General features: G+C 30.0%; 20 protein-coding genes and 10 tRNA genes. 28 read left to right on the plus strand and 2 right to left on the minus strand.

All coding sequences use genetic code 11. From position 1 onward, the window contains the following. The first annotated feature begins 7 nt into the window (after positions 1 to 7). The 24 genes from mazG (at position 8) to lysS (ending at position 17,672) form a co-directional block, all read left to right on the plus strand. Positions 8 to 1,456, plus strand: coding sequence for a nucleoside triphosphate pyrophosphohydrolase (gene mazG, locus MTX53_RS00720; protein WP_244834282.1), 1,449 nt, complete (start codon positions 8 to 10; stop codon positions 1,454 to 1,456). Between the two features lie 211 nt (positions 1,457 to 1,667). Further along, positions 1,668 to 1,943, plus strand: a complete 276-nt coding sequence (locus MTX53_RS00725; RefSeq protein ID WP_244834283.1) for an HU family DNA-binding protein — start codon at positions 1,668 to 1,670, stop codon at positions 1,941 to 1,943. 88 nt (positions 1,944 to 2,031) lie between these two features. Next, complete coding sequence (locus tag MTX53_RS00730) at positions 2,032 to 2,295, plus strand: RNA-binding S4 domain-containing protein (RefSeq protein ID WP_244834284.1); 264 nt, start codon at positions 2,032 to 2,034, stop codon at positions 2,293 to 2,295. A gap of 62 nt (positions 2,296 to 2,357) precedes the next feature. Continuing rightward, positions 2,358 to 2,648 (plus strand): sporulation protein YabP, encoded by a 291-nt coding sequence (yabP, locus tag MTX53_RS00735; RefSeq protein WP_244834286.1) that lies wholly within the window; start codon positions 2,358 to 2,360, stop codon positions 2,646 to 2,648. 6 nt (positions 2,649 to 2,654) lie between these two features. Further along, positions 2,655 to 3,047 carry a spore cortex biosynthesis protein YabQ gene (yabQ, locus tag MTX53_RS00740; RefSeq protein ID WP_244834287.1) on the plus strand — a complete coding sequence of 131 codons (393 nt, stop codon included), beginning with the start codon at positions 2,655 to 2,657 and terminating at the stop codon, positions 3,045 to 3,047. Positions 3,048 to 3,117: 70 nt separating this feature from the next. Continuing rightward, positions 3,118 to 3,408, plus strand: coding sequence for a septum formation initiator family protein (locus MTX53_RS00745; RefSeq protein WP_244834289.1), 291 nt, complete (start codon positions 3,118 to 3,120; stop codon positions 3,406 to 3,408). Between the two features lie 88 nt (positions 3,409 to 3,496). Continuing rightward, complete coding sequence (locus MTX53_RS00750) at positions 3,497 to 3,898, plus strand: S1 domain-containing RNA-binding protein (protein WP_244834291.1); 402 nt, start codon at positions 3,497 to 3,499, stop codon at positions 3,896 to 3,898. Positions 3,899 to 4,047: 149 nt separating this feature from the next. Further along, a tRNA-Leu gene (locus MTX53_RS00755) sits at positions 4,048 to 4,136 on the plus strand. A gap of 25 nt (positions 4,137 to 4,161) precedes the next feature. Next, positions 4,162 to 4,237 (plus strand) — tRNA-Met (locus tag MTX53_RS00760). 55 nt (positions 4,238 to 4,292) lie between these two features. Then, positions 4,293 to 4,368, plus strand: a tRNA-Met gene (locus MTX53_RS00765). A gap of 14 nt (positions 4,369 to 4,382) precedes the next feature. Beyond that, positions 4,383 to 4,459 (plus strand) — tRNA-Met (locus tag MTX53_RS00770). Positions 4,460 to 4,464: 5 nt separating this feature from the next. Then, positions 4,465 to 4,553: transfer RNA gene (locus MTX53_RS00775), tRNA-Leu, on the plus strand. Between the two features lie 28 nt (positions 4,554 to 4,581). Then, a tRNA-Met gene (locus MTX53_RS00780) sits at positions 4,582 to 4,657 on the plus strand. A gap of 15 nt (positions 4,658 to 4,672) precedes the next feature. After that, a tRNA-Met gene (locus tag MTX53_RS00785) sits at positions 4,673 to 4,749 on the plus strand. 5 nt (positions 4,750 to 4,754) lie between these two features. Next, positions 4,755 to 4,843: transfer RNA gene (locus MTX53_RS00790), tRNA-Leu, on the plus strand. A 160-nt stretch (positions 4,844 to 5,003) separates the two neighbouring features. Continuing rightward, the gene (gene spoIIE, locus MTX53_RS00795; protein ID WP_244834292.1) at positions 5,004 to 7,388 is read left to right on the plus strand and encodes a stage II sporulation protein E; all 2,385 of its coding nucleotides are present in this window, start codon (positions 5,004 to 5,006) and stop codon (positions 7,386 to 7,388) included. Positions 7,389 to 7,474: 86 nt separating this feature from the next. Then, complete coding sequence (gene tilS, locus MTX53_RS00800) at positions 7,475 to 8,881, plus strand: tRNA lysidine(34) synthetase TilS (protein ID WP_244834294.1); 1,407 nt, start codon at positions 7,475 to 7,477, stop codon at positions 8,879 to 8,881. A 1-nt stretch (position 8,882) separates the two neighbouring features. Further along, positions 8,883 to 9,422, plus strand: a complete 540-nt coding sequence (gene hpt, locus MTX53_RS00805; RefSeq protein ID WP_244835435.1) for a hypoxanthine phosphoribosyltransferase — start codon at positions 8,883 to 8,885, stop codon at positions 9,420 to 9,422. 30 nt (positions 9,423 to 9,452) lie between these two features. Continuing rightward, the gene (gene ftsH, locus MTX53_RS00810; RefSeq protein WP_244834295.1) at positions 9,453 to 11,252 is read left to right on the plus strand and encodes an ATP-dependent zinc metalloprotease FtsH; all 1,800 of its coding nucleotides are present in this window, start codon (positions 9,453 to 9,455) and stop codon (positions 11,250 to 11,252) included. Positions 11,253 to 11,954: 702 nt separating this feature from the next. Then, a complete protein-coding gene (locus MTX53_RS00815) occupies positions 11,955 to 13,625 on the plus strand; it encodes a formate--tetrahydrofolate ligase (RefSeq protein ID WP_244834296.1) in 1,671 nt (556 codons plus the stop codon). Positions 13,626 to 13,744: 119 nt separating this feature from the next. After that, entirely contained in the window at positions 13,745 to 14,524 is a 780-nt protein-coding gene (locus tag MTX53_RS00820) for a type III pantothenate kinase (RefSeq protein WP_244834297.1), read from the plus strand. A 6-nt stretch (positions 14,525 to 14,530) separates the two neighbouring features. Then, positions 14,531 to 15,502, plus strand: coding sequence for a tRNA dihydrouridine synthase DusB (dusB, locus tag MTX53_RS00825; protein WP_244834299.1), 972 nt, complete (start codon positions 14,531 to 14,533; stop codon positions 15,500 to 15,502). 158 nt (positions 15,503 to 15,660) lie between these two features. Continuing rightward, entirely contained in the window at positions 15,661 to 16,140 is a 480-nt protein-coding gene (gene greA, locus MTX53_RS00830) for a transcription elongation factor GreA (protein WP_244834300.1), read from the plus strand. Positions 16,141 to 16,160: 20 nt separating this feature from the next. Then, positions 16,161 to 17,672, plus strand: coding sequence for a lysine--tRNA ligase (lysS, locus tag MTX53_RS00835; RefSeq protein WP_244834302.1), 1,512 nt, complete (start codon positions 16,161 to 16,163; stop codon positions 17,670 to 17,672). 54 nt (positions 17,673 to 17,726) lie between these two features. Here the strand turns inward: lysS and MTX53_RS00840 are convergent, their stop codons facing one another. Then, positions 17,727 to 18,056 carry a single-stranded DNA-binding protein gene (locus MTX53_RS00840; RefSeq protein WP_244834303.1) on the minus strand — a complete coding sequence of 110 codons (330 nt, stop codon included), beginning with the start codon at positions 18,054 to 18,056 and terminating at the stop codon, positions 17,727 to 17,729. A 144-nt stretch (positions 18,057 to 18,200) separates the two neighbouring features. On the opposite strand from MTX53_RS00840, the gene MTX53_RS00845 reads away from it, so the two are divergent. The 4 genes from MTX53_RS00845 to murD all read left to right on the plus strand — a co-directional run bounded on the left by MTX53_RS00845 (position 18,201) and on the right by murD (position 21,728). Next, a tRNA-Asn gene (locus MTX53_RS00845) sits at positions 18,201 to 18,275 on the plus strand. A gap of 204 nt (positions 18,276 to 18,479) precedes the next feature. Beyond that, positions 18,480 to 18,554: transfer RNA gene (locus MTX53_RS00850), tRNA-Asn, on the plus strand. A gap of 329 nt (positions 18,555 to 18,883) precedes the next feature. After that, a complete protein-coding gene (locus MTX53_RS00855; RefSeq protein WP_244834305.1) occupies positions 18,884 to 20,275 on the plus strand; it encodes a glycine--tRNA ligase in 1,392 nt (463 codons plus the stop codon). A gap of 76 nt (positions 20,276 to 20,351) precedes the next feature. After that, entirely contained in the window at positions 20,352 to 21,728 is a 1,377-nt protein-coding gene (murD, locus tag MTX53_RS00860) for a UDP-N-acetylmuramoyl-L-alanine--D-glutamate ligase (RefSeq protein ID WP_244834307.1), read from the plus strand. Positions 21,729 to 21,779: 51 nt separating this feature from the next. On the opposite strand, the gene MTX53_RS00865 is transcribed toward murD, so the two are convergent. After that, positions 21,780 to 22,790: a DUF5050 domain-containing protein gene (locus MTX53_RS00865; protein ID WP_244834308.1), complete on the minus strand. Its 1,011-nt coding sequence runs from the start codon at positions 22,788 to 22,790 to the stop codon at positions 21,780 to 21,782. Between the last annotated feature and the right edge of the window lie 405 nt (positions 22,791 to 23,195).

The following is a 23,195-nucleotide window of genomic DNA, read 5'->3' on the forward strand; positions in this document are numbered from 1 at the left end:
GAAATAAATGATTGAAATAGTAGGTTTAGGACCTGGATCGTATGAATCATTAACAGTAGGCACACTTAATGAATTAAAAAAAGGAAAGAATATTTTTTTAAGAACAGAAAAGCATCCTACAGTAGAATATTTAAAAAAAGAAAATATTAAATTTACTACATATGATTCAATATATAATACAAAAGACAGCTTTGATGATGTCTATAGCAGCATAGCAAAAGATGTTATAGAAAAACATCAAATATATGGAGATGTAATTTATGCTGTACCAGGACATCCTCTTGTAGCAGAAAGATCAGTATCAATTTTAATGGACTTATGTAAAAAAAATAATATAGAGTACAAGATACTTCCAGCAGTAAGTTTTATAGATGCTGTAATGGAAAGTCTTAAGATAGATCCAATAGAAGGACTTAAGATAATAGATGCATTTGATATAAGAAATCAGATACTTGATAAAAGAATAGGAACTATAGTCACACAAGTCTATAGTACATTAATAGCATCAGAAGTAAAGCTTGCGCTTCTTGATCAGTATGATGATGAAACTGAGATCTATTTTGTAAGGGCAGCAGGAATAAAAAATGAAGAAAGTATAAGAAAAATTAAACTTTATGAACTTGATATGCAGCATGATATAGATTATCTTACTTCAATATATATTCCAAAAGATGTTAATAATAAGAAGGATTTTAATGATCTTTTAGAACTTGTTGAAATTCTTCGTGGAGAAAATGGATGCCCTTGGGATAAAAAGCAGACACATGATTCAATAAAAAAAGCTGTAATTGAAGAAAGTTATGAAGTTAAAGATGCTATTGATAATAAAGACTATGATGCACTTATAGAAGAACTTGGAGATGTTCTTTTTCAAGTAGTATTCCATTCATCTATAGGAAAAGAAGATGGATATTTCAATATATCTGATGTAATAAAAGGTATATATGAAAAAATGGTATTAAGACATCCTCATGTATTTGCAAATGAAAAAGATGTAGATTCAGTTAATAAAGTATTAGTAAAATGGGATGAAATAAAAAAGGATGAAAAAGGGTTTAATACACTTAAAGATGAATTAAATGGGGTAGCTAAGGCACTTCCTGCACTTTTAAGAGCATATAAAGTACAAAAAAAGATAAAAAGAGATGGACTTTATCTTGAAAATATAGACAAAATATTAGAAAAAGTAAAAGAAAATTTAAACGAAATATTTGATGAATATAAAATGAATAATATGGATATAATAGAAGATAAAATAGGAAGCTTGTTATTTTTATGTGTTAATCTTTCAGGATTTTTGAATATAGACGCAGAGGAAGTTTTGAATGCTGAAATAGATAGATTCATAGAAAGAGTAGGAGCTGCTGAAGATGAGTGCTCAAAAAAATGTATTAACATGAAAGATATGTCTTCAGAAGAAATAGATAAAATATGGTTATATTCAAAGAAACAGTAAAAAAAATACATAAAATGAAATCCTTTTTTTAATTTATACAGAATTATCAATATATAATTTACATATTTAGTATATATGCTGATAAAAATAGATAAAAATGCATATTTACTATAGACGGTTAAACAAAGAGGAGATATAATATATGTGTATAATTTGAATAATGAAAACAGTTAACTAATTAAAATAACTGGATTTTAAGGAGGATGTTATTGTGAATAAATCAGAGTTAATAGCTAGCATGGCTGAGAAAAGTAGTTTAACTAAAAAGAATGCGGAACTTGCTTTAAAAGCATTTATAGAAAGTATTGAAGAAGCTTTAGAAGAAGGCGAAAAAGTTCAATTAGTTGGATTCGGAACTTTCGAAAAGAGAGAAAGAGCTGCAAGAGAAGGAAGAAATCCTAGAACTAAAGAAGTTATAAATATTCCAGCAACTACAGTTCCAGTATTTAAAGCAGGAAAAGAATTTAAAGAAAAGATTAATAAGTAAAAAAAGCATAATGGGAATGAGGGCTGTTAAAAAGCAGATAACAAAATGCTTTTTAACAGTCTTTGTTTTAGGGGCTTGGAGGCATAATATGAGACTAGATAAATATCTAAAGGTATCAAGAATAATAAAAAGAAGAACAGTTGCTAAAGAAGCATGTGAAAATGGCAGAGTTTCAATTAATGATAAACAGGCAAAACCTTCGACAGAAATAAACGAAGGGGATATTATAAAAATAACATTTGCAAATAGAGTACTTAAAGCAAAGGTTATAAATATAGCTGAACATGTAAGAAAAGACGATGCAAAAGAAATGTATGTTCTTTTTGATGACGATGAAGATTTAGAAAATTAGAATAAAATATAATATAATTTCATAGGAATATATAAGAAAAAAATAAGTGGAGGCACTTTCCTATGGAAAAAAAATCAGAAAATAAAATAGAAAATAAAAAATCGAATCTGACACTTGAAAATAGAAAAAGGATAATTTTAAGTGGAGTTATTGAAGTGATAAGCTTTGATGAAGAAACTATAGAGTTTGTCACAAGTGTTGGCAACTTAACGATTAGTGGAAATGAATTGAAAATGAATAAACTTGATGTTCAAAATGGAGATGTAATTATAACAGGTAATGTAGATTCGATAATATATGGAAAAGAGAATAAGAAAAATAAAGAAAGTATAATAAAGAGATTATTTAGGTAAGTAAATATGCCATTAAGATTAATAATCCAGTTTAATATAATTTTTTTTAGTATTGCTGCAGGATTTATTGCAGGACTTTTATTTGACTTATATAGAATTATAAGAGGATGCTGTAAATTTAAAGCAATAATCATAATTGAAGACATTCTTTTCTTTATATTATTATCTCTTATTTTATTTACATTTTTACTTTATATGGATGGAGTAGTGCTTAATATATATGTGTACTTATCTATAATAATATCAGCTTTATTTTATTTGAAATTTATAAGTAAATATGTTTTTAAATTTTATAAATTAATATTAAGTATTATTCTAAAAATAATAAGAATAGTTATAAAAAACATAATTTATATAATAAAAACAGTATTTTACAGGATTATGGATAAAAATAATTAATAAAATTACTTGAATATTGTAGATTTAGTGTATAAAATATATTTATGATAATTTAAATAGAGGGCTTTAGATGAAGAAAAAGTTAACATTAAAAAAGTTAATAATATTAGTTTTAATAGTAGTATTTGCTATAGCATACATAAGACAGTATATAGTAATGAAAAATATTGAAAGCGAAATAGTAGATAAAGAACATCAGATTTCAGAGTTAAATCAAAAAAATGAGAGGCTTCAAGATGAGGTTAATGAAATAGATAAAGATTCAACTGAATATCTTGAAAAATTAGCTAGAGAGAGACTTGGAATGATTAAGCCTGGGGAAAAAGTAATTAGTTCAGATGCAGATAATGCTGATAAGTAGAATCTGTTTTAAGTAAGATTAAATATTAGAATAGTTAACTATTCTTTAATAAATATTTATTTAAAATTTAAGGAGGAAGTTTTTTAGTATGGCCTTAGAGGTAGGAAACATAGTAGAAGGTACAGTTGTTAACATTACAAATTTTGGAGCATTTGTTGAGATTGAAGGGAAAACAGGTTTGGTTCATATTTCAGAAGTTGCTGATTCTTATGTAAAAGACATAAGAGAATATTTAAAGGAACAGGATAAGGTTAAAGTTAAAGTAATATCCATAGATGATAATGGAAAGATAAGTCTTTCTATTAAGCAGGCTAATGTCAGAAAGAGATCAGTAAAACCTATAGAAATAGATTGGAATAATGACAAGAAACAGTCTGCAGGAAATTTTGAAGATATTATGTCAAAATTCTTAAAAGATAGCGAAGATAGAATGGTTGATGTTAAGAAACATCAAGAGTTCAAAAGCAAAGGAAGCAAGAAAAACTATTAGATAAAATGGAAGGACATTAGATAAAAATGTCCTTTTTTTTATCTTTAATTTAAAAAAAATAGAAAAGTGTAAAATAAATATTGACATATATATAATTGTGAGATATAATTAATTTTGTCGTTGACAGAAGAAACTGTTAACATTGATGTGCCGAAGTGGCGGAACTGGCAGACGCACAGGACTTAAAATCCTGCGGTAGTAACATACCGTACCGGTTCGATTCCGGTCTTCGGCACCAAATTTAATTTAATGATAATTAATATCGCGGGGTGGAGCAGTTGGTAGCTCGTCGGGCTCATAACCCGAAGGTCGTAGGTTCAAGTCCTGCCTCCGCAACCATAAAATATCATACCAATTTTGATATTTGAGATCAGTATTATTAAGTTATTAATATCGCGGGATGGAGCAGTTGGTAGCTCGTCGGGCTCATAACCCGAAGGTCGTAGGTTCAAGTCCTGCTCCCGCAACCATAAAAAGAATACATGGCGGAATAGCTCAGCTGGCTAGAGCATTCGGTTCATACCCGAAGTGTCGTAGGTTCAAGTCCTATTTCCGCTACCAAATGTGCCGAAGTGGCGGAACTGGCAGACGCACAGGACTTAAAATCCTGCGGTAGTAACATACCGTACCGGTTCGATTCCGGTCTTCGGCACCAAATTTATTAATTTAATAATATTTAATATCGCGGGATGGAGCAGTTGGTAGCTCGTCGGGCTCATAACCCGAAGGTCGTAGGTTCAAGTCCTGCTCCCGCAACCATAAAAAAGAATACATGGCGGAATAGCTCAGCTGGCTAGAGCATTCGGTTCATACCCGAAGTGTCGTAGGTTCAAGTCCTATTTCCGCTACCAAATGTGCCGAAGTGGCGGAACTGGCAGACGCACAGGACTTAAAATCCTGCGGTAGTAACATACCGTACCGGTTCGATTCCGGTCTTCGGCACCAAATTGAATTTCAATCTATTACTTTAAGTAATAGATTTTTTTTATGAAAAAAATGAAATAACATGTAAAAATAAAAAAAAGCTGACATGACAATATAAGACAACTATTTTCTAAATAAGGTGCTATAATCAAGTTACATTATTTGGAAGAGGTGGATATAAATGCAACTTGGTATTAATGAAGGGGTATATAGACCAAAAAATAATCAGATGAAAAAGTTATTAACTATGAACAAAAGCTTTGCATATGTATTTTTAATATTGATTTCAGGATTTTTTATTGGAAGAGCAGGTATAGAATTAAATTATTTCGCCACAGCAGAAATTGCACCTTTTGGCATTGCTTATGTTATAGCATGCATGGAAAGGGACAATAAAAAAATAGGCTTAATTTCTGCCATAGCAGTTATAGCTGGTTATTTAACCACTGCTTCTTATTTAGACGATATGTATTTTTATATATTATCTATAGCAGTTTTAAGCATATATTTTCTATTTATTTATAATAAAATCCATAAAATATCATTGTCGTTTATTCTGATTTTTATTATTTCATGCTCTTATGGAATTATGGTAAATCAGTATTCTTATGGAGTAAGCTTTACTCTGTCATTGATTAAAATATTTACTATTATTCCGATATATTATGTTATTAAATATGCACTAAGTTCTCTTTACCAGACTGAAAACAACTACATGTATTCTAGTGAAGAAATAATAAGTATCGTAATATTTATATCTATGCTTTTATCAGGTATAAGAGATATAAACATAGCAAATATTTCATTAAAAAGTATATTATCTTTACTTTTTGTTCTCGCGTTTTCGTATTGTGGGGGTGCTATGTATGGGGCGCTTACTGGAGTTATGGCTGGAATAGTTATAGGAATTTCTTCAGGGGATATGTTTCAAAATATTGCATTTTACTCGATAGGAGGTATTTCAGCTGGAATTTTTAAAGATTCAGGAAAAATCTTTTCTTCTCTTGCATCACTTATTATTTTTTTAGGACTCGGTTTTTATTCAGGAAATGTAACTTTATTATCTTTAATTGAAATTATGTTAAGTTATATATTATTTTTAGTTATTCCACAGAGACTTTATAATAAAATTGAATATGAAATAGATGTGGAGAAAAAATCAAGTATAATCAATAGCCAGTGTATAGAGGGCTTAAAAGAAGAATTCTCTATGAAAATACTGAGGATAAATTCTGCCCTTAAGTATATATCAAAAGTTCTTGGAAGCACAGTTCGTAATGAAAAACTGCTTATAAAAACAACAAGCAGTATTTTAGTTGAAAAACTTGCAGATAGAAATTGTAGTGGGTGCAGTTATAAGAAAAAATGTTGGGGTAGTCAGTTTGTAAATACGTATAGTTTATTTGAAAATATAATTGAAAATGTGCAAAATGGGGATAGAATTCTGCCTATTGAAATAGAAAAGAAATGTATGAGAAATTTTTCTATACTTAAAAATGCGGAGTCTATAGTTAAAAATTATAATATAAACGAGACAGTAAAAACGAGACTATCAGAAAGCAGAAAGATATTATCTGATTATGTTCTTAATATTTCAGATACACTAAATGATCTTCTTTCTAGTTTTAAAAGCGGAACTTCAATTTTGACTGAACTAGAATCTGAAGTAAGATATGCGCTTTCAAAAAATAAGATAAGATATAATAATGTTTTTTGTTATATGGATGAAAATAACCGTAAAAAAATACAGATAGAAATGGATAATATGCATGGATTTGACTTCTGTGAAGAGACTATTGCACCAGTTTTAGGTGACATAATAGATGAAAAAGTAAAGATAGAAGAGGACGGATATATTATTAAGTCAAACAAAAACAGAGTTATAGTCACTTTTGAGCAGTCACCTAAATATTATGTAGTATCATATGGAGCTTCAGCTATAAAAAAAGGTGAAGAAATAAGTGGTGATAGCTACTCATTTACAAATACGAAAAATGGTAAGTATATGATAGCTATAAGTGATGGAATGGGCTCAGGGCCTGATGCTACTTCTGAAAGCAGAGAAACTATTGATTTTGTAGAAAAATTTATAAATGCAGGCTTTGATGAAGATGTTACTGTAAATATGGTAAATTCAATAATGGATATGAAATTTGCAGAATCGGAAAAGTATTCAACACTTGATTTATGCGAAATTGATCTTTATAATGGGCAAAGTATTTTTATAAAAATAGGTTCGGTATGCTCATTTATTAAAAGAGGGAAAAAGGTTAAAGTTATAAATTCAAAAAATCTTCCTTTTGGAATAGTAGATAAAGTTGATGTTGAAAAAATAAATGAGAATTTAATGCCAGGAGATATAATAATTACAGTTACAGATGGAGTGCTTGATATAGATAAAGTTAAAAATCAGAAGTTCTTATGGATAGAAGAATATCTTAAAGGATGTATGGAATCTGATCCAAGAGCTATAGCAGAAGATATTTTAGATAAGTGCAAGATATTAAGTGAAAATAAGATAAATGATGACATGACCATTATTGCATCAAAAATTTATGAGCTTTGACTCAGCGATTAAGGTTTACTTTTAAGTATGTTATAATTAAAATATAATTGCATAACAGATTTTTAAGTGATTTAGGAAGTGGTTAATTGAAAGAAAAAGTAATGTCATACATTTTAGAGAACCATTTAATTGAAAATGGTGACAAAGTTTTAGTTGCATTGTCAGGCGGACCTGATTCGTTATGCCTTTTAAATATATTATATGAATTATCATCTAAGCTTAATATAAAGCTATATGCAGCTCATTTAAATCATATGCTTAGAGGTAAAGATGCTGATAATGATGAAGAATATGTAAAAAAAGTATGCAAAAAACTAGATATTCCATGCTTTGTAAGACGTGTAGATGTAAATAGATATTCAGAAGAAGAGAAACTATCGTCTGAAATGGCTGGAAGAAAAGCAAGATATGATTTTTTTGATGAAGTTGTAGAAAAAGAGAAAATAGATAAGGTTGCTACAGCACATACAAAAAATGATCAAGCAGAGACTGTTCTTTTTAGACTTATGAGAGGAACAGGAATGGAAGGACTTTGCGGAATAAAAGTTAAGAGAGATAAAATAATACGTCCTATCTTATGTCTTACAAGAAGAGAAGTAGAAGAATATATTAGCTTGAAAAATTTAAATCCTAGAATTGATAAAACTAACTTTGAGAAAATATATAATAGAAATAAGATAAGACTTGATATCCTTCCATATATGAAGAATAATTTTAATAAAGATATAATAGAAACCATAAACAGAATGACTGATATTTTAAAGAAAGATAATGCTTATTTAAATAGTATGGCTGATCAAAATTATGAAAAATACTGCAGCGTTTTTCATAGTTATGTTATACTAAAGAAAAAAATGTTCTCTTTAGATGAGGCTATACTTACAAGAATCATAAGAAAAGCAATGTCTAAAGCTTCAGATTCATATTATGATTTTGAAATGAAGCATATATATGAAATTATCAGTCTTTCTGCAAAAAGTTCTGGAAAGTATGTAGACCTTCCAAACAATATATATGCAGAAAATGTTTATGGAGACATTTATATAAAAAAAGAAAGCATGAAAAATAAAAATTCTGATATTAATAATAAAGATATAATTCTTAGTAGAGATGAGTGCACTGAAAAAAGTATAAATTTTGGAAAATATATATTAGATTTTAAAAAAATAGATAGAAATATAGAGCAAAATTTAAATAAGAATGCATTTATCAAATATTTTGATTATGATAAAATAAAGAGTAAAATTGTTGTGAGAACTAGAAAAAATGGAGACAAAATAATTCCATTAGGTATGAAAAATTATAAAAAGGTCAAAGATATTTTTATAGATATGAAAATTGAAAAAGAGAAAAGAAATAACATACCTATTATCTGCTTTGATGAAAATATATCATGGATTGTTGGAGTAAAATTTTCACAGCAGTATAAAGTTACAGAGACAACTAAAAACATATTAGAAATTATAGTAAGAGAGGAAATTTCAAATGAGTAACATGAGACAAGATATTAAAGAAGTATTATTTTCAGAAAGTGAGCTAAAAGAGAAAATTCAGGAACTTGCAGCTAAGATAAGCAAAGATTATGAGAATAAAGATCTTCTTGTTGTTGGAATATTAAAAGGATCAGTAGTTTTTGCAGCAGAACTTATAAAGAATATAACAACATATTGCGAGATTGATTTCATGGCCGTATCAAGTTATGGAAATTCTACAGAAACATCAGGTGTAGTAAGAATTCTTAAAGATTTAGATCATAATGTTGAAGGAAAAGACATCCTTATTGTAGAAGATATAGTAGATACAGGTGTTACATTAAGTTATCTTCTTAAATATTTAAAAGCTAGAAAAGCAAATAGTATAGAAATAGTAGCTCTTTTAAATAAACCTGCAAGAAGATGTGCAGATTTAAATGTAAAATACATAGGTTTTGAAGTACCAGATGCTTTTATAGTAGGATATGGAATTGATTATGCAGAAAAATATAGAAATCTACCTTTTATAGGGATACTAAAACCTGAAGTTTATGAAAAATAATATTACAGTTAGCAGAAAGGGGGAGCTTGAATGAAAAAATATTCAAGTGCAGCTGTTTTTGCTGTAGTAACAGTAATGGTGATACTCGCATCTATGGTGCTATGGCAGAACAATAAGAAATCAGGCGATATAACATATACTTCTTTCCAGGATATGTGGAATAATGATCAGATAGAGAGTATAAAAGTAAATATAGATAGTGATACAATTGAAGGGGTAACAAAAGACAATGAAAAGTTTTCGTCATATATCCCATCAGATGTTATAAACAAGTTAATAACATCTAATCCGAAGAGTGATTTAAACATTGTTTTTACTCCACCATCATCAACAACAAAGTGGATTTCGGCAATAGGACCAAGTATTCTAGTTTTATTAGGATGTTTCTTCCTTATTACAATATTTACTCAGCAAGCTAAAGGCGGCGGAGGTGGAGCTATGAGTTTTGGTAAAAATAAAGCTCAAATGATAACTCCAGATAAGCAGAAATATACTTTTAAAGATGTTGCAGGAGCAGATGAAGAAAAAGAAGAATTTGCAGAGATTGTAGATTTCTTAAAAAAACCTTCAAAGTATAATGAGATGGGTGCTAGAATCCCAAGTGGAGTACTTCTTGTAGGACCTCCAGGAACAGGTAAAACACTCCTTGCAAAAGCTATTGCAGGAGAAGCAGGCGTTCCATTTTTCTCAATATCAGGTTCTGATTTTGTAGAGATGTATGTAGGAGTTGGAGCTTCTAGAGTAAGAAGTCTTTTTGAAGATGCAAAGAAAAATTCTCCATGTATCATTTTTATAGATGAAATTGATGCAGTAGGAAGACAAAGAGGTGCTGGTGTAGGCGGAAGTCATGATGAAAAAGAACAGACTTTAAATCAGCTTCTTGTTGAAATGGACGGTTTTACTAGTAACGAAGGCATAATTGTAGTTGCAGCTACAAATAGACCAGATATACTTGATCCTGCTCTTTTAAGACCAGGAAGATTTGATAGACAGATAACAGTAGGAAGACCAGATGTTAAAGGAAGAGAAGAGATATTAAAAGTTCATACTAAAAATAAACCTCTTGAAGATTCTGTTGATTTAAATGTTCTTGCAAAGATGACATCAGGATTTTCTGGAGCAGAACTTGAAAATCTTGCTAATGAAGCAGCACTTTTAGCTGTTAAGAAGAACGAAAAAAGAGTATCAATGAGAGATTTAGAAGAATCAATTACAAGAGTTATTGCAGGTACAGAAAAGAAGAGCAGAGTTATAACAGAACATGATAAGAGAATCACTGCATATCATGAAGCAGGTCATGCAATTGTTATGAGACTTTTACCAAACTGCGATCCTGTTCATGAAATAAGCATTATACCAAGAGGTATGGCTGGTGGATATACTATGAATATTCCAAAGGAAGATTCTTCGTATGTATCTAAGTCAAAGCTTAGAGATGAAATGGCAGGTCTTTTAGGCGGCAGAGTTGCAGAAAATCTAGTAATTGGAGATATAAGCACTGGTGCTAAAAATGATATTGATAGAGCAAGTAGCATTGCTAAGAAAATGGTAATGCAGTATGGTATGAGTGATGAAATAGGAACTATATCTTACGGTACTGATAGCGATGAAGTTTTCCTTGGAAGAGATCTTGGAAAACAGAGAAACTTCAGTGAAGAGCTTGGTTCTAAGATTGACATGGAAGTTAAGAAATTCATAGATGAAGCTTATGATAGAGCGACTCTTCTTCTTAAACAGAATATGTCAAAGCTTGATGCAGTTGCAAAAGAGCTTATAAATAAAGAAAAAATAGATGGAAAACAATTTGAATCAATTTTTGAAGCAAATTAGTTTTCATAATTAAAAAGACACCTAATACCAGATTATATATTTGATATTAGGTGCTTTTTTTTTACACTACGTTAATATGATTTTAATATGGATTTAATTAAAGCAGTGTATTATTAGATACATAAAGGGCATCGTATATAAATTATTGTGTGAACTGAGAGATGGGGAAATATACGGAATTGTATAAGAATTTATAAGAGAAGAAATATGAGAAAAAAACATTTAGATGAAAAATTTGTATTTGCTATTTAAACAGATGGCTGTACAACTTTTAAAAATGAGAGGAATGGATCACTAATAAATAAATTATATAATTAAGATGATAAGTTTAGAAAAGCTATTTATGGAGAGGGTATTAAAAAAGGTGTACAGTGTATTTACTGTGGTTAGGGGAAACATTAAAAAGGGAGTTCTGATTTAGAAAGATAAACACATTTATGTAAAATGAGCACTTGATAAACTTTTGGGTATACATTTAAACGATGATATATGGGGATTTGATGAATAAAATTTTTAGGTAATTAAAATATAAAGGTCTGGCTTTTTAGCTGGATTTTTTTTATACATTTTATTAAAAATACGAATGATTTTATAAAAATAATTACAAATATTCGAAAAAGCCTTTTAATGCGAATTGTAAAATGATATAATTACAATACGATTTATTTTAATATCAATACATATTATTTGGAGGGATTTCAGATGAAAACTGATATACAGATTGCTCAAGAAGCAGAAATGAAACCAATTAAGGAAATTGCAGCAAAAGCAGGACTTACAGAAGATGATATAGAATATTATGGTAAATATAAATGTAAAATTTCACTAGACGTTTATGATAGACTTAATGATAAAAAAGACGGAAAGCTTGTTTTAGTAACAGCAATAAATCCTACACCAGCAGGAGAAGGTAAATCAACAGTTACTGTAGGACTTGGAGAAGCTTTAAATAAATTAGGAAAGAAAACAATGATAGCTTTAAGAGAACCATCTCTTGGACCAGTATTTGGAATAAAAGGAGGAGCTGCAGGTGGCGGATATGCACAGGTTGTTCCTATGGAAGATATTAATCTTCACTTTACTGGAGATATGCATGCTATTACATCTGCAAATAATCTTTTAGCAGCAGCTATAGATAACCATATTCATCAAGGAAATGTTTTAAGAATAGATTCAAGAAGAATTATTTTTAAAAGAGTAATGGATATGAATGATAGATCTCTTAGAAAAATAGTAGTAGGTATGGGTGGAAAAGTTAATGGTTTTGTAAGAGAAGATGGATTTACAATAACTGTTGCATCTGAAGTTATGGCTATTTTATGCTTAGCAGATAATTTAGAAGACTTAAAAGAAAGAATGGGAAACATATTAGTTGCTTATAATCTTGATGGCGAACCTGTTTATGCGAAAGAACTTAAAGTTCAAGGAGCCATGGCACTTCTTATGAAAGATGCAATAAAGCCAAATTTAGTTCAAACTCTTGAAAATACACCTGCATTAATACATGGAGGACCATTTGCAAATATAGCACATGGATGTAATTCATTAATGGCAACTAAACTTGCACTTAAACTTGGAGATATAGCAATTACAGAAGCAGGATTTGGCGCAGACCTTGGAGCTGAAAAATTCTTTGATATAAAATGCAGATATGGAAATTTAAAACCTGATTGCTGCGTTATAGTAGCAACAATAAGAGCTTTAAAACATCACGGCGGAGTAGCTAAAGATAAATTAAACGAAGAAAATGTTGATGCTTTAAAGAAAGGAATCGCAAATCTTGAAAAGCAGATAGAAAATATAAGAAAATTTAATGTAACTCCTGTAGTTGCAATTAATAAATTTGTTTCTGACAGCGATGAAGAAGTTAAGTTTATTAAAGAATTTTGCAAGAAGATGAACGTAAGAGTTGCTTTATCTGATGTATGGGCAAAAGGAGGAGAAGGAGGAATTGAACTTTCTCATATGGTTCTTGATGCTATAGAAGAAGGAAAATCTGATTTCGCTCCAATTTATGATGAAAAAGCACCTATAAGAGAAAAGATTTTAACTATTGCAAAAGAAATTTATGGAGCTTCTGGAGTATTATATTCTAAGAATGCAAATAAACAGATTGCAGAACTTGAAAAATTTAATCTTGATAAACTTCCAGTATGTATGGCAAAGACTCAGTATTCTTTATCTGATGATCCAACTCTTTTAGCAAAACCTTCTGGATTTGATATCCACGTTGATGAAGTAAGAGTATCAAATGGTGCAGGATTTATAGTAGTTCAGACAGGAAATATTATGACAATGCCAGGACTTCCTAAAGTGCCAGCAGCAAATAGAATGGACATATATAAAAATGGAGAAATAGTAGGATTATTTTAATTAATAGCTTGACAAATATTAATTACTTGTTAAAATTAAAGTGTTATTTTTAAATTGATTTTAAATTAAAGGCAGCTCTAAGGGCTGCTTTTAATTTAATTTTATAAGGTGGTGTTTTTATGATTTTGCTTGTTGACGTTGGAAATACAAATATAGTTTTAGGAGTACATAACGGAAAAGAATATATAGCCTCATGGCGTATATCTAGTGATGCAAATAAAACTTCTGATGAATACGGAATACAGGTTATTGAACTTTTTAGATTAAACGATATAGATCCTTCATCAATAGAAGGAGTTATTGTGTCGTCCGTTGTGCCTAATATAATGCACTCTTTAGAAAATATGCTTAGAAAATGCTTTAAAATTGAACCTATTATTGTAGGTCCAGGAATAAAAACAGGTATAAATATAAAATATGATAATCCAAAAGAAGTTGGAGCTGACAGGATAGTAAATGCAGTAGCAGCACATGAAATTTATAAGTCACCTGTTATAATAATTGATTTTGGGACAGCTACAACATTTTGTTCTGTACTTTCAAATGGTGATTATTTGGGAGGATGTATATGCCCTGGAATAAGAATTTCGGCTGATGCTTTATTTGAAAGAGCAGCAAAACTTCCGAGAGTAGAACTTGAAATGATAGGTCGTGCTATATGTAAGAATACGGTCTCAAGTATGCAGGCGGGTATTATTTTAGGATATATTGGGCAAGTTGAATATATAGTAAAGAAAATGAAATATGAAATGAGTAGAAAGACTAAAAGAAGTCCAATTGTAATAGCTACAGGAGGTCTTGCAAACTTAATTTCTCAAGGAACAAAAGCTATAGACAGAGTAGATTCAAGTCTTACTTTAGAAGGATTAAAAATATTATATGAAAAAAATAAGGAGTAGTTTTCTATGAACATAGGAGAGCTTTCTTTTGATAATAATGTATTTTTAGCACCAATGGCTGGAGTTACAGATATAGCATTTCGAGGATTATGCAAAGAAATGGGATGTGGACTTGTATATACTGAAATGGTTAGTGCTAAAGCATTATATTATGAGAGTGAAAAAACAAAACAGCTTTTAAGGATAGCAGATGAGGAAAAACCTGTTGCAGTTCAGATTTTTGGACATGAACCTGATATGATGGCTGAAGTTTGCGATAAATATTTTAATTGCAATGATGATATATGCATTATAGATATAAATATGGGATGTCCAGCACATAAAATAGTTAAAAACGGGGATGGTTCTGCACTTATGAAAAGCCCATCTACTGCATATGATATTGTTAAATCTATAAAAAAAGTTTCTAAAAAACCAGTTACGGTTAAGTTTAGAAAAGGTTTTACAGATGATAATATTAATTGTGTTGAATTTGCTAAAGCAGTTGAGAGTGCTGGAGTAGATGCAATAACAATACATGGCAGGACAAGAGAGCAGATGTATCAAGGAAAAGCAGATTGGAATGCAGTGCGTATGGTAAAAGAAGCTGTGTCAATACCTGTTATAGGAAATGGAGACGTATTTACTCCTGAAGATGCAATTGAAATGAAAAGATTAACGAATTGTGATGGGATAATGGTTGCAAGAGGAAGTATGGGAAATCCATGGATATTTAAAAATATAAAAGAAGCTCTTGATGGGAAAAAAGTATCAGAAATTACTTATGAAGAAAAAATAAAAATGTGCATAAGGCACTATGAACTTGCAGTAAAATATAACGGAGAATATAAAGCTGTAAGAGAAATGAGAAAACATGCATCATGGTATATTAAAGGAATTCCAGGATGTACTGAAATAAGAAATGAGATAAATACTTTAGATGACAGCAGCAAAGTCATAAATGTATTAAATGAATATAAAAACACATTTAAATATTAGAGAATAGTTTAATCATGTATTTTCGTTAGAAAATTGCATTTTATTGACATAAATCATGTGCTGTTTTATAATAAATGCAATGATTTTGGAAATATACGAATTTTGCAAATGCAATAAAACATAATATATAAAAAAAGGTTTAAAGGGAGAAATCAGATATGAGTCAATCAAAGAAGTATGTAATGACATATGAAGGTGTAAAAAAATTAGAAGCAGAACTTGAATATTTAAAAACAGTTAAAAGAAAAGAGATAACTGAGAAGATAAAAGTAGCATTAGGCTATGGAGATTTAAGTGAAAATTCAGAGTATGATGAAGCAAAAAATGATCAGGCATTTACAGAAGGAAAAATTCTTCAGCTTGAAAACATGCTTAAAAATGCTGAAGTAGCAGATGCTTCAGAAGTTCCAAATGATATTGTATCAGTTGGATCAAAAGTAAAAGTTAAAGATTACGATTTTGATGAAGAGGTTGAATATACAATTGTAGGTTCTACAGAAGCTGATCCTATGGAGTTTAAATTATCAAACGAATCACCAGTTGGGAAAGCACTAGTAGGAAAGAAAATTGGAGATATTGTCGAAGTAGAAGTCCCAGACGGTATTTCTAAATTTGAAATATTATCAATTACCAAATAAAAAATTAGCGGAGGTTTAAAATGTCAAAAGAAGAAAATAATATACAGGATCTTGAAGCACAATTTAGTGAACAGGAAGCTTTAAGAAGACAGAAACTTAAGGAACTTCAAGACACAGGAAAAGATCCATTTGATGTTTATACAGTAGAAAGAACTCATACATCTAGTAAAGTAAAAGAAAATTATGATGAGCTTGAGGGAAAAGAAGTAACAGTAGCAGGAAGAATTATGTCTAAAAGAGGACAGGGAAAAGTAGTTTTTTCTGATATCTATGATAAAGATGGAAAAATTCAATTATTCTTAAAGATAAACAAAGTTGGAGAAGAAAACTTAAAGTTTTACAAGACTCTTGATATAGGAGATTGGATAGTTGCAAGTGGAGAAGTATTTAAGACAAGAACTGAAGAAGTTACTGTAAATGTAAATACTTTTAAACTTACATGTAAATCATTAAAACCTCTTCCAGAAAAATGGCATGGATTAAAAGATCCAGATTTAAGATACAGACAGAGGGAAGTTGATATAATAACTAATCCTGAAGTTAAAGACACATTTATAAAGAGAAGTCTTATTATAAAGACAATGAGAGAATTCTTAGATAATAAAGGATTTTTAGAAGTTGAAACACCTATTCTTTCACCAATAGCAGGTGGAGCAGCAGCAAAACCATTTACTACACATCATAATTCTCTTGATATGGATATGTATTTAAGAATAGCTACAGAATTATATTTAAAGAGATTAATAGTAGCAGGTTTTGAAAAGGTATATGAAATCGGAAGAAACTTTAGAAATGAAGGAATGGACGTAAGACATAATCCAGAATATACTTCTATCGAATTATATGAAGCATATACAGATTATAATGGTATGATGGAAATAACTGAAAACATGGTAGCATATATATGTGAAAAAGTTACAGGATCAACTAAGGTAACATACGAAGGAAGAGAAATCGACTTTAAGCCACCTTGGAAGAGAATGACTATGGTTGACGTTGTAAAAGAATTTGCAGGCGTTGATTTTAATAATATAAAATCAGATGAAGAAGCAAGAGAAATTGCAAAAGAAAAGAATCTTGAATTCCCTAAATCAATAGATAAAGTAACAAAGGGAGAAGTTTTAAATGCTTTATTCGAAGAATTCGGTGAAGCTAATATGATGGATCCAACATTTGTTACAGATTATCCAGTAGAAATCTCACCTTTAACTAAGAAGAAGAGAGGAAATTCTGAATTTACAGAAAGATTTGAAGGATTTATCTATGGAAGAGAATTATGTAATGCTTACTCAGAATTAAATGATCCAGTAGTTCAGAGAGAAAGATTTGAACAACAGGCAAAGGAAAGAGAATTAGGCGATGACGAAGCTTATGTTTTAGATGAGCAGTTCATGAGCGCATTAGAAACAGGAATGCCACCAACAGGCGGTATGGGAATGGGAATTGACAGATTAATAATGCTTCTTACAAATGCATCATCAATAAGAGATGTAATATTATTCCCAACAATGAAACCTCAGAAACAGAACTAGAATTGAATAATATAAAAAAACAGGCTTCGCAAGTAACTTGCGAAACCTGTTTTTTTATATTGCATCAGATTTTTTCTCAAGAAATTTGAAATTTTCAAGTATGACAGCTGTAGAATATTTTTTCTTGTTATTTTGATCAGTATACGCTGATGTTCTAAGCTTACCTTCAACGGAAAGCTGATTACCTTTAGCTATATATTTTGCTAAAAGCTCTGCTTTCTTATCAAATGCCACTATATTTATAAAATTAGCAGTTGATTCTTTTGTTTTTGAATTATATTCATCAACAGCAAGTGTAAAATTAACATAAGATTTATTTTCTTCTCCAAAATGCTGAAGCTCAAGATCTCTTACAGCTCTCCCTATTAAATAGACTCTGTTCATAATACATCCTCCTTTCTGGAATTTATATCATAATTATTAACATATATGTTAGTATTTATACGAAACAAAAAATAAATTAGAAAAAATTATATAAAAGGGTTGCAAAATGAAAAAATGCTGATATAATATAAAGAGTAATGACGTTCCGCGATAGCTCAATGGTGGAGCACTCGGCTGTTAACCGATAGGTTGGAGGTTCGAGCCCTCTTCGCGGAGCCATTTTTTTATTCAAAAAGAAGCATAAAGCTTCTTATTTTTTTGCAAAAAAACAAAATATTAGACTTTCTTTATTTTATTATCTAACAAGCATGATTTTGAAGCAAAATTACATATTGTAACTTAATTTTATAAGGTTGTACTGTTTTTTATATAAAAGGGTTGCAAAATGAAAAAATGCTGATATAATATAAAGAGTAATGACGTTCCGCGATAGCTCAATGGTGGAGCACTCGGCTGTTAACCGATAGGTTGGAGGTTCGAGCCCTCTTCGCGGAGCCATTTTTTTATTCAAAAGAAGCGTAAGGCTTCTTATTTTTTTTGCCCAAAGTATTGACATATAAAATGAGTTTGCTATGATATATTTATTGAAATAATTAAATACACGTGATGACAAAGAAGAGTAATTAAAAAGTTATTAAAGAGAAATGGTGGAAGGTGTGAATCATTATTACTTTTTATATGAAAGGAACTTTAGAGCGTGAGGAATTAAGATGGGCTTTAGCCAAGAAGGGTGGAACCGCGGAAGAATTTTCGTCCCTTTATGGTCAGGGCTTTTTATTTTACCCTGATTTAAAAATACTAAGGTTATATGGAGGTATGAAAAGAAAATGGCAGTAGAAAAAACAATGGATAAGATTACAGCACTTTGCAAAAACAGAGGATTTGTATTCCCAGGATCTGATATATACGGAGGACTTGCAAATTCATGGGATTATGGTCCTTTAGGAGTAGAATTTAAAAACAACGTAAAAAAATTATGGTGGAAGAGATTTGTTCAAGAGAGTCCTTATAATGTTGGACTTGATAGTGCAATACTTATGAATCGTGAGGTATGGGTTGCATCAGGACACGTTGGTGGATTCTCTGATCCATTAATGGATTGTAAGGAATGTAAAGCAAGATTTAGAGCAGATAAATTAGTTGAAGATGACATGACAGCTCATGGAGTAGAAGTAGCATCAGCAGATGGATGGTCAAATGAGCAACTTATGGACTATATAAAATCTCATAATGTTGTATGCCCTAAATGTGGAAAGATGAACTATACAGATATAAGAAAGTTCAATCTTATGTATAAAACATTCCAGGGAGTAACTGAAGATGCTAAATCTGAAATCTATTTAAGACCAGAAACAGCTCAAGGTATATTTATTAATTTCAAAGCTGTACAGAGAAGCACAAGAAAGAAAGTACCATTTGGTATAGCACAGATAGGAAAATCATTCAGAAATGAAATTACTCCTGGAAACTTTACTTTCAGAATAAGAGAATTTGAACAGATGGAACTTGAATTCTTCTGTAAACCAGATACAGATTTAGAATGGCATAAATATTGGAAAGATTATTGCTGGAAGTTCTTACTTGATCTTGGAATAGATGAAAAGAACATAAGAATGAGAGATCATGAAAAAGAAGAATTATCATTCTATTCAAAAGCAACATCTGATATAGAATACTTATTCCCATTTGGCTGGGGAGAACTTTGGGGAATAGCAGATAGAACTGATTATGATTTAACAAAGCATCAGGAACATTCAGGAAAAGATTTATCATATCAGGACCCAACAACACATGAGAAATACATACCATATGTAATAGAACCTTCATTAGGAGCAGATAGAGTTGCTCTTGCATTTTTAGTTGAAGCTTATGATGAAGAAGAACTTGAAAATGGAGATACAAGAATTGTAATGCATCTTCATCCATCACTTGCTCCATATAAGGCAGCAGTTCTTCCATTATCTAAAAAACTTTCAGATAAAGCAATGGATGTATATTCTAAATTAAGCAAAAAGCTAAGCATTGAATATGATGAAGCAGGAAGCATAGGAAAGAGATATAGAAGACAAGATGAAATCGGAACACCATATTGTATAACAATTGATTTTGATACACTTGAAGATGAAGCTGTTACTGTAAGAGACAGAGATACTATGAAACAGGAAAGAATAAAGATATCTGAATTAGAAGAATATATTACAAAGAATATGGAACTTTAATTAAAGATAATAAAACTGCCTTATAAATTAAGGCGGTTTTTTATAAAGTTATAAATAAAAATGGAGGATTATCCTGATGAAAAAAGATTTTAACGAGTTTAAAAAGTTCATTAAGGGGAAAAATACTGCAGTAGTAGGAATAGGCGTAAGCAATATACCTCTTATAAATTTTCTTTTAAAATTAGGTGCTGCTGTTACAGCATTTGATAAGAAGACAGAAGATAAAATGCAAAACATTGCTGATGACTTTAAGAAAAAAGGAGTAAAATTAGAACTTGGGGAAAATTACTTAGATAATCTTAAAGGTTTTGATGTAATATTTAAAACTCCTTCAATGAGAATAGATAGTGAAGCCCTTGTAAAAGCTAAAAATGAAGGCACATATATAACATCGGAGATGGAAGAATTCGTAAAATATACAAAAGGAAAAGTTTATGCAGTAACAGGCAGCGATGGAAAGACAACTACTACAACAATAATTTCAAAGTTACTTGCAAAAGAAGGATTTAAAACATGGGTAGGTGGAAATATAGGAACACCTTTATTTTCAAAGATTGAAGAAATAAAAGATGAAGATAGAGTTGTACTTGAACTTTCAAGCTTTCAGCTTATGACAATGGATGTGCCTGTCGATGTAGCTATATGTACTAATCTGGCTCCAAATCATCTTGACATTCATAAAGACATGCAGGAATATATAGATGCTAAGAAGAACATCTATAAATATCAGAATGAAGATGGAATTCTCATATTAAATAGAGAAAATGATATCACATATTCTTTTAAAGACGAAGCTAAAGGAAAAGTTTTGGAATTTAGTTCAAAGAGAATCATAGAAGATGGCGCATATTATAAAGACGGAATTTTATATCTTGAGGGAAAAGAAGTATGCAGAAAAGATAATATAGTCATAAAAGGAATGCATAATGTTGAAAATTATCTAGCTGCATTTTTAGCAACAAAAGAAGACGTTAAAATAGAGACAATGAAGGAAGTTGCATATACATTTGGTGGCGTTGAGCACAGATGTGAACTTGTACGTGAATTAGATGGAGTAAAGTATTATAATGATTCTATCGCATCAAGCCCTACAAGAACACTTGCAGGATTAAGAGCATTTGATGAAAAAGTAATACTTATTGCTGGAGGATATGATAAACATATTCCTTTTGAGCCTCTTGCAGAGGAAGGATACCCTTATATTAAAGAACTTATTTTGATGGGTAATACTAGAAGCAAGATAGAAGCTGTATTTAAGAAACTCGAAAAGGAAAAAGGAATAAAGATTAATATTGCAGAAGTAAATTCGATGAAAGAAGCAGTTGAAACTGCAAGAAAGATAGCTAAAAAAGGTGATATAGTAACTTTATCACCTGCATGTGCATCATTTGATCTATATCCTAATTTTGAAGTAAGAGGTAATGACTTTAAGAAAATAGTGAAGGCATTATAGTTTAATAAAAATGAAAAGGGATTTTTGCATTTTGGCAAAAATCCCTTTTTATTATTTCTGAAAATAAAGATTGTTTACATTTAAATTTCTTTCATAAAATAATCCTAATTCTGTAGGATAATATTCGTTAATTGAATCTTTTATAACAGATTTAAATTGAGCTTTAAAATTTTGAAGGTCTACTGAAAGTGTATAAAGATTATTTGAGTCAGAACCATTTAAAAAGTATATGCTTTTAGAATCACATTTCAAATCAGAACCATTCATTATAGCGATTCTTTTTGTTTCAAGAGTAGAAGGATCTAAAGAATAAAGATTGTTATTATCAGAAGAGTTAAAAAATAATACTGTATCTTTATATCCGATAAAACTTTCTGGAACATAATCCATAAGCTTCATTCTTCCAGTACCATCAACATTTACTGCATAAAGCTTTCCTTTATCTGAAAGATTTTGATACAAAACATATGATCCGTTTATTATAAATTTTCCGACTTTATCTGTACATATAGCTTTTACTTGATTAGAAGAAGTATCTAATGAACAGATGTTACTTCCGTTAGTTTTATCGATATAAAATAAAGTAGAATCTACTGATATAAGATTATCTACTGAATGATTATTTATTTTTGTATATTTTTTATCTGACATTGTAACAGAAGACAATGCATTTTTGCGGCTAGTATCTGCAAAATATATGGTGTCCTCTAAAAGCGCAATACTATTTGCAGAATACTTTACAAATTCCTGTACATTACTTGTATTTAATATATTACCTGAAGAAAGTGATTGTAATGTAGAAAGATTATTATTATCGTCAGGATTTGCAAATATTATAGAAGAATTATTTGCGATAATAGGACATGAGAAATAATTATTGTCAGAGACAGAAAATACGGGTTGCGCTGCTGCTACTGGTATAGAAGTAGAAGCATTTCCTGAAACGGCAGCATTTGAATCTACGTTATTTGAATTAGTTGAAGAGGACGCTGAACCACATCCTGATAATAGAAACGTATTAAAAACTATTACTAATGAAATAAGTTTTTTATGTTTTATCATTAATATAATCTCCCTTTTTGTATTTTAATACTTTAATATTAAGATAAAAAAAAGAAAGAGTAAAGCATATATAAGTGAAAAATGTAAAAAAATATATGAAAAGTTAAATAAATTAACAATAACTTATCCGGGTGTATCTGCCTACTTATAATTAAGAAAAAATAAGATATATTGAGAATATATAATTTAAATTCAAATAAAACATAAATTTATAATTAATAATTAAGAATAAAGATGGTAAGATAGTATTCGTTGTGAAGTTCACGACAATCAAAAAATAAAACGATTTTTAAAAAAAGTTGTTGACAAGGTTTTGATTGAGTGTTATCATAATAAAGCAGTCGCAAGACTGGATGAGATCTTTGAAAATTGAACAGAATAATATAGAACAAATTAAGTAAACCA

The sequence above is a fragment of the Clostridium sp. BJN0001 genome (genome assembly GCF_022869825.1).
Classification (GTDB): Bacteria; Bacillota; Clostridia; order Clostridiales; family Clostridiaceae; genus Clostridium.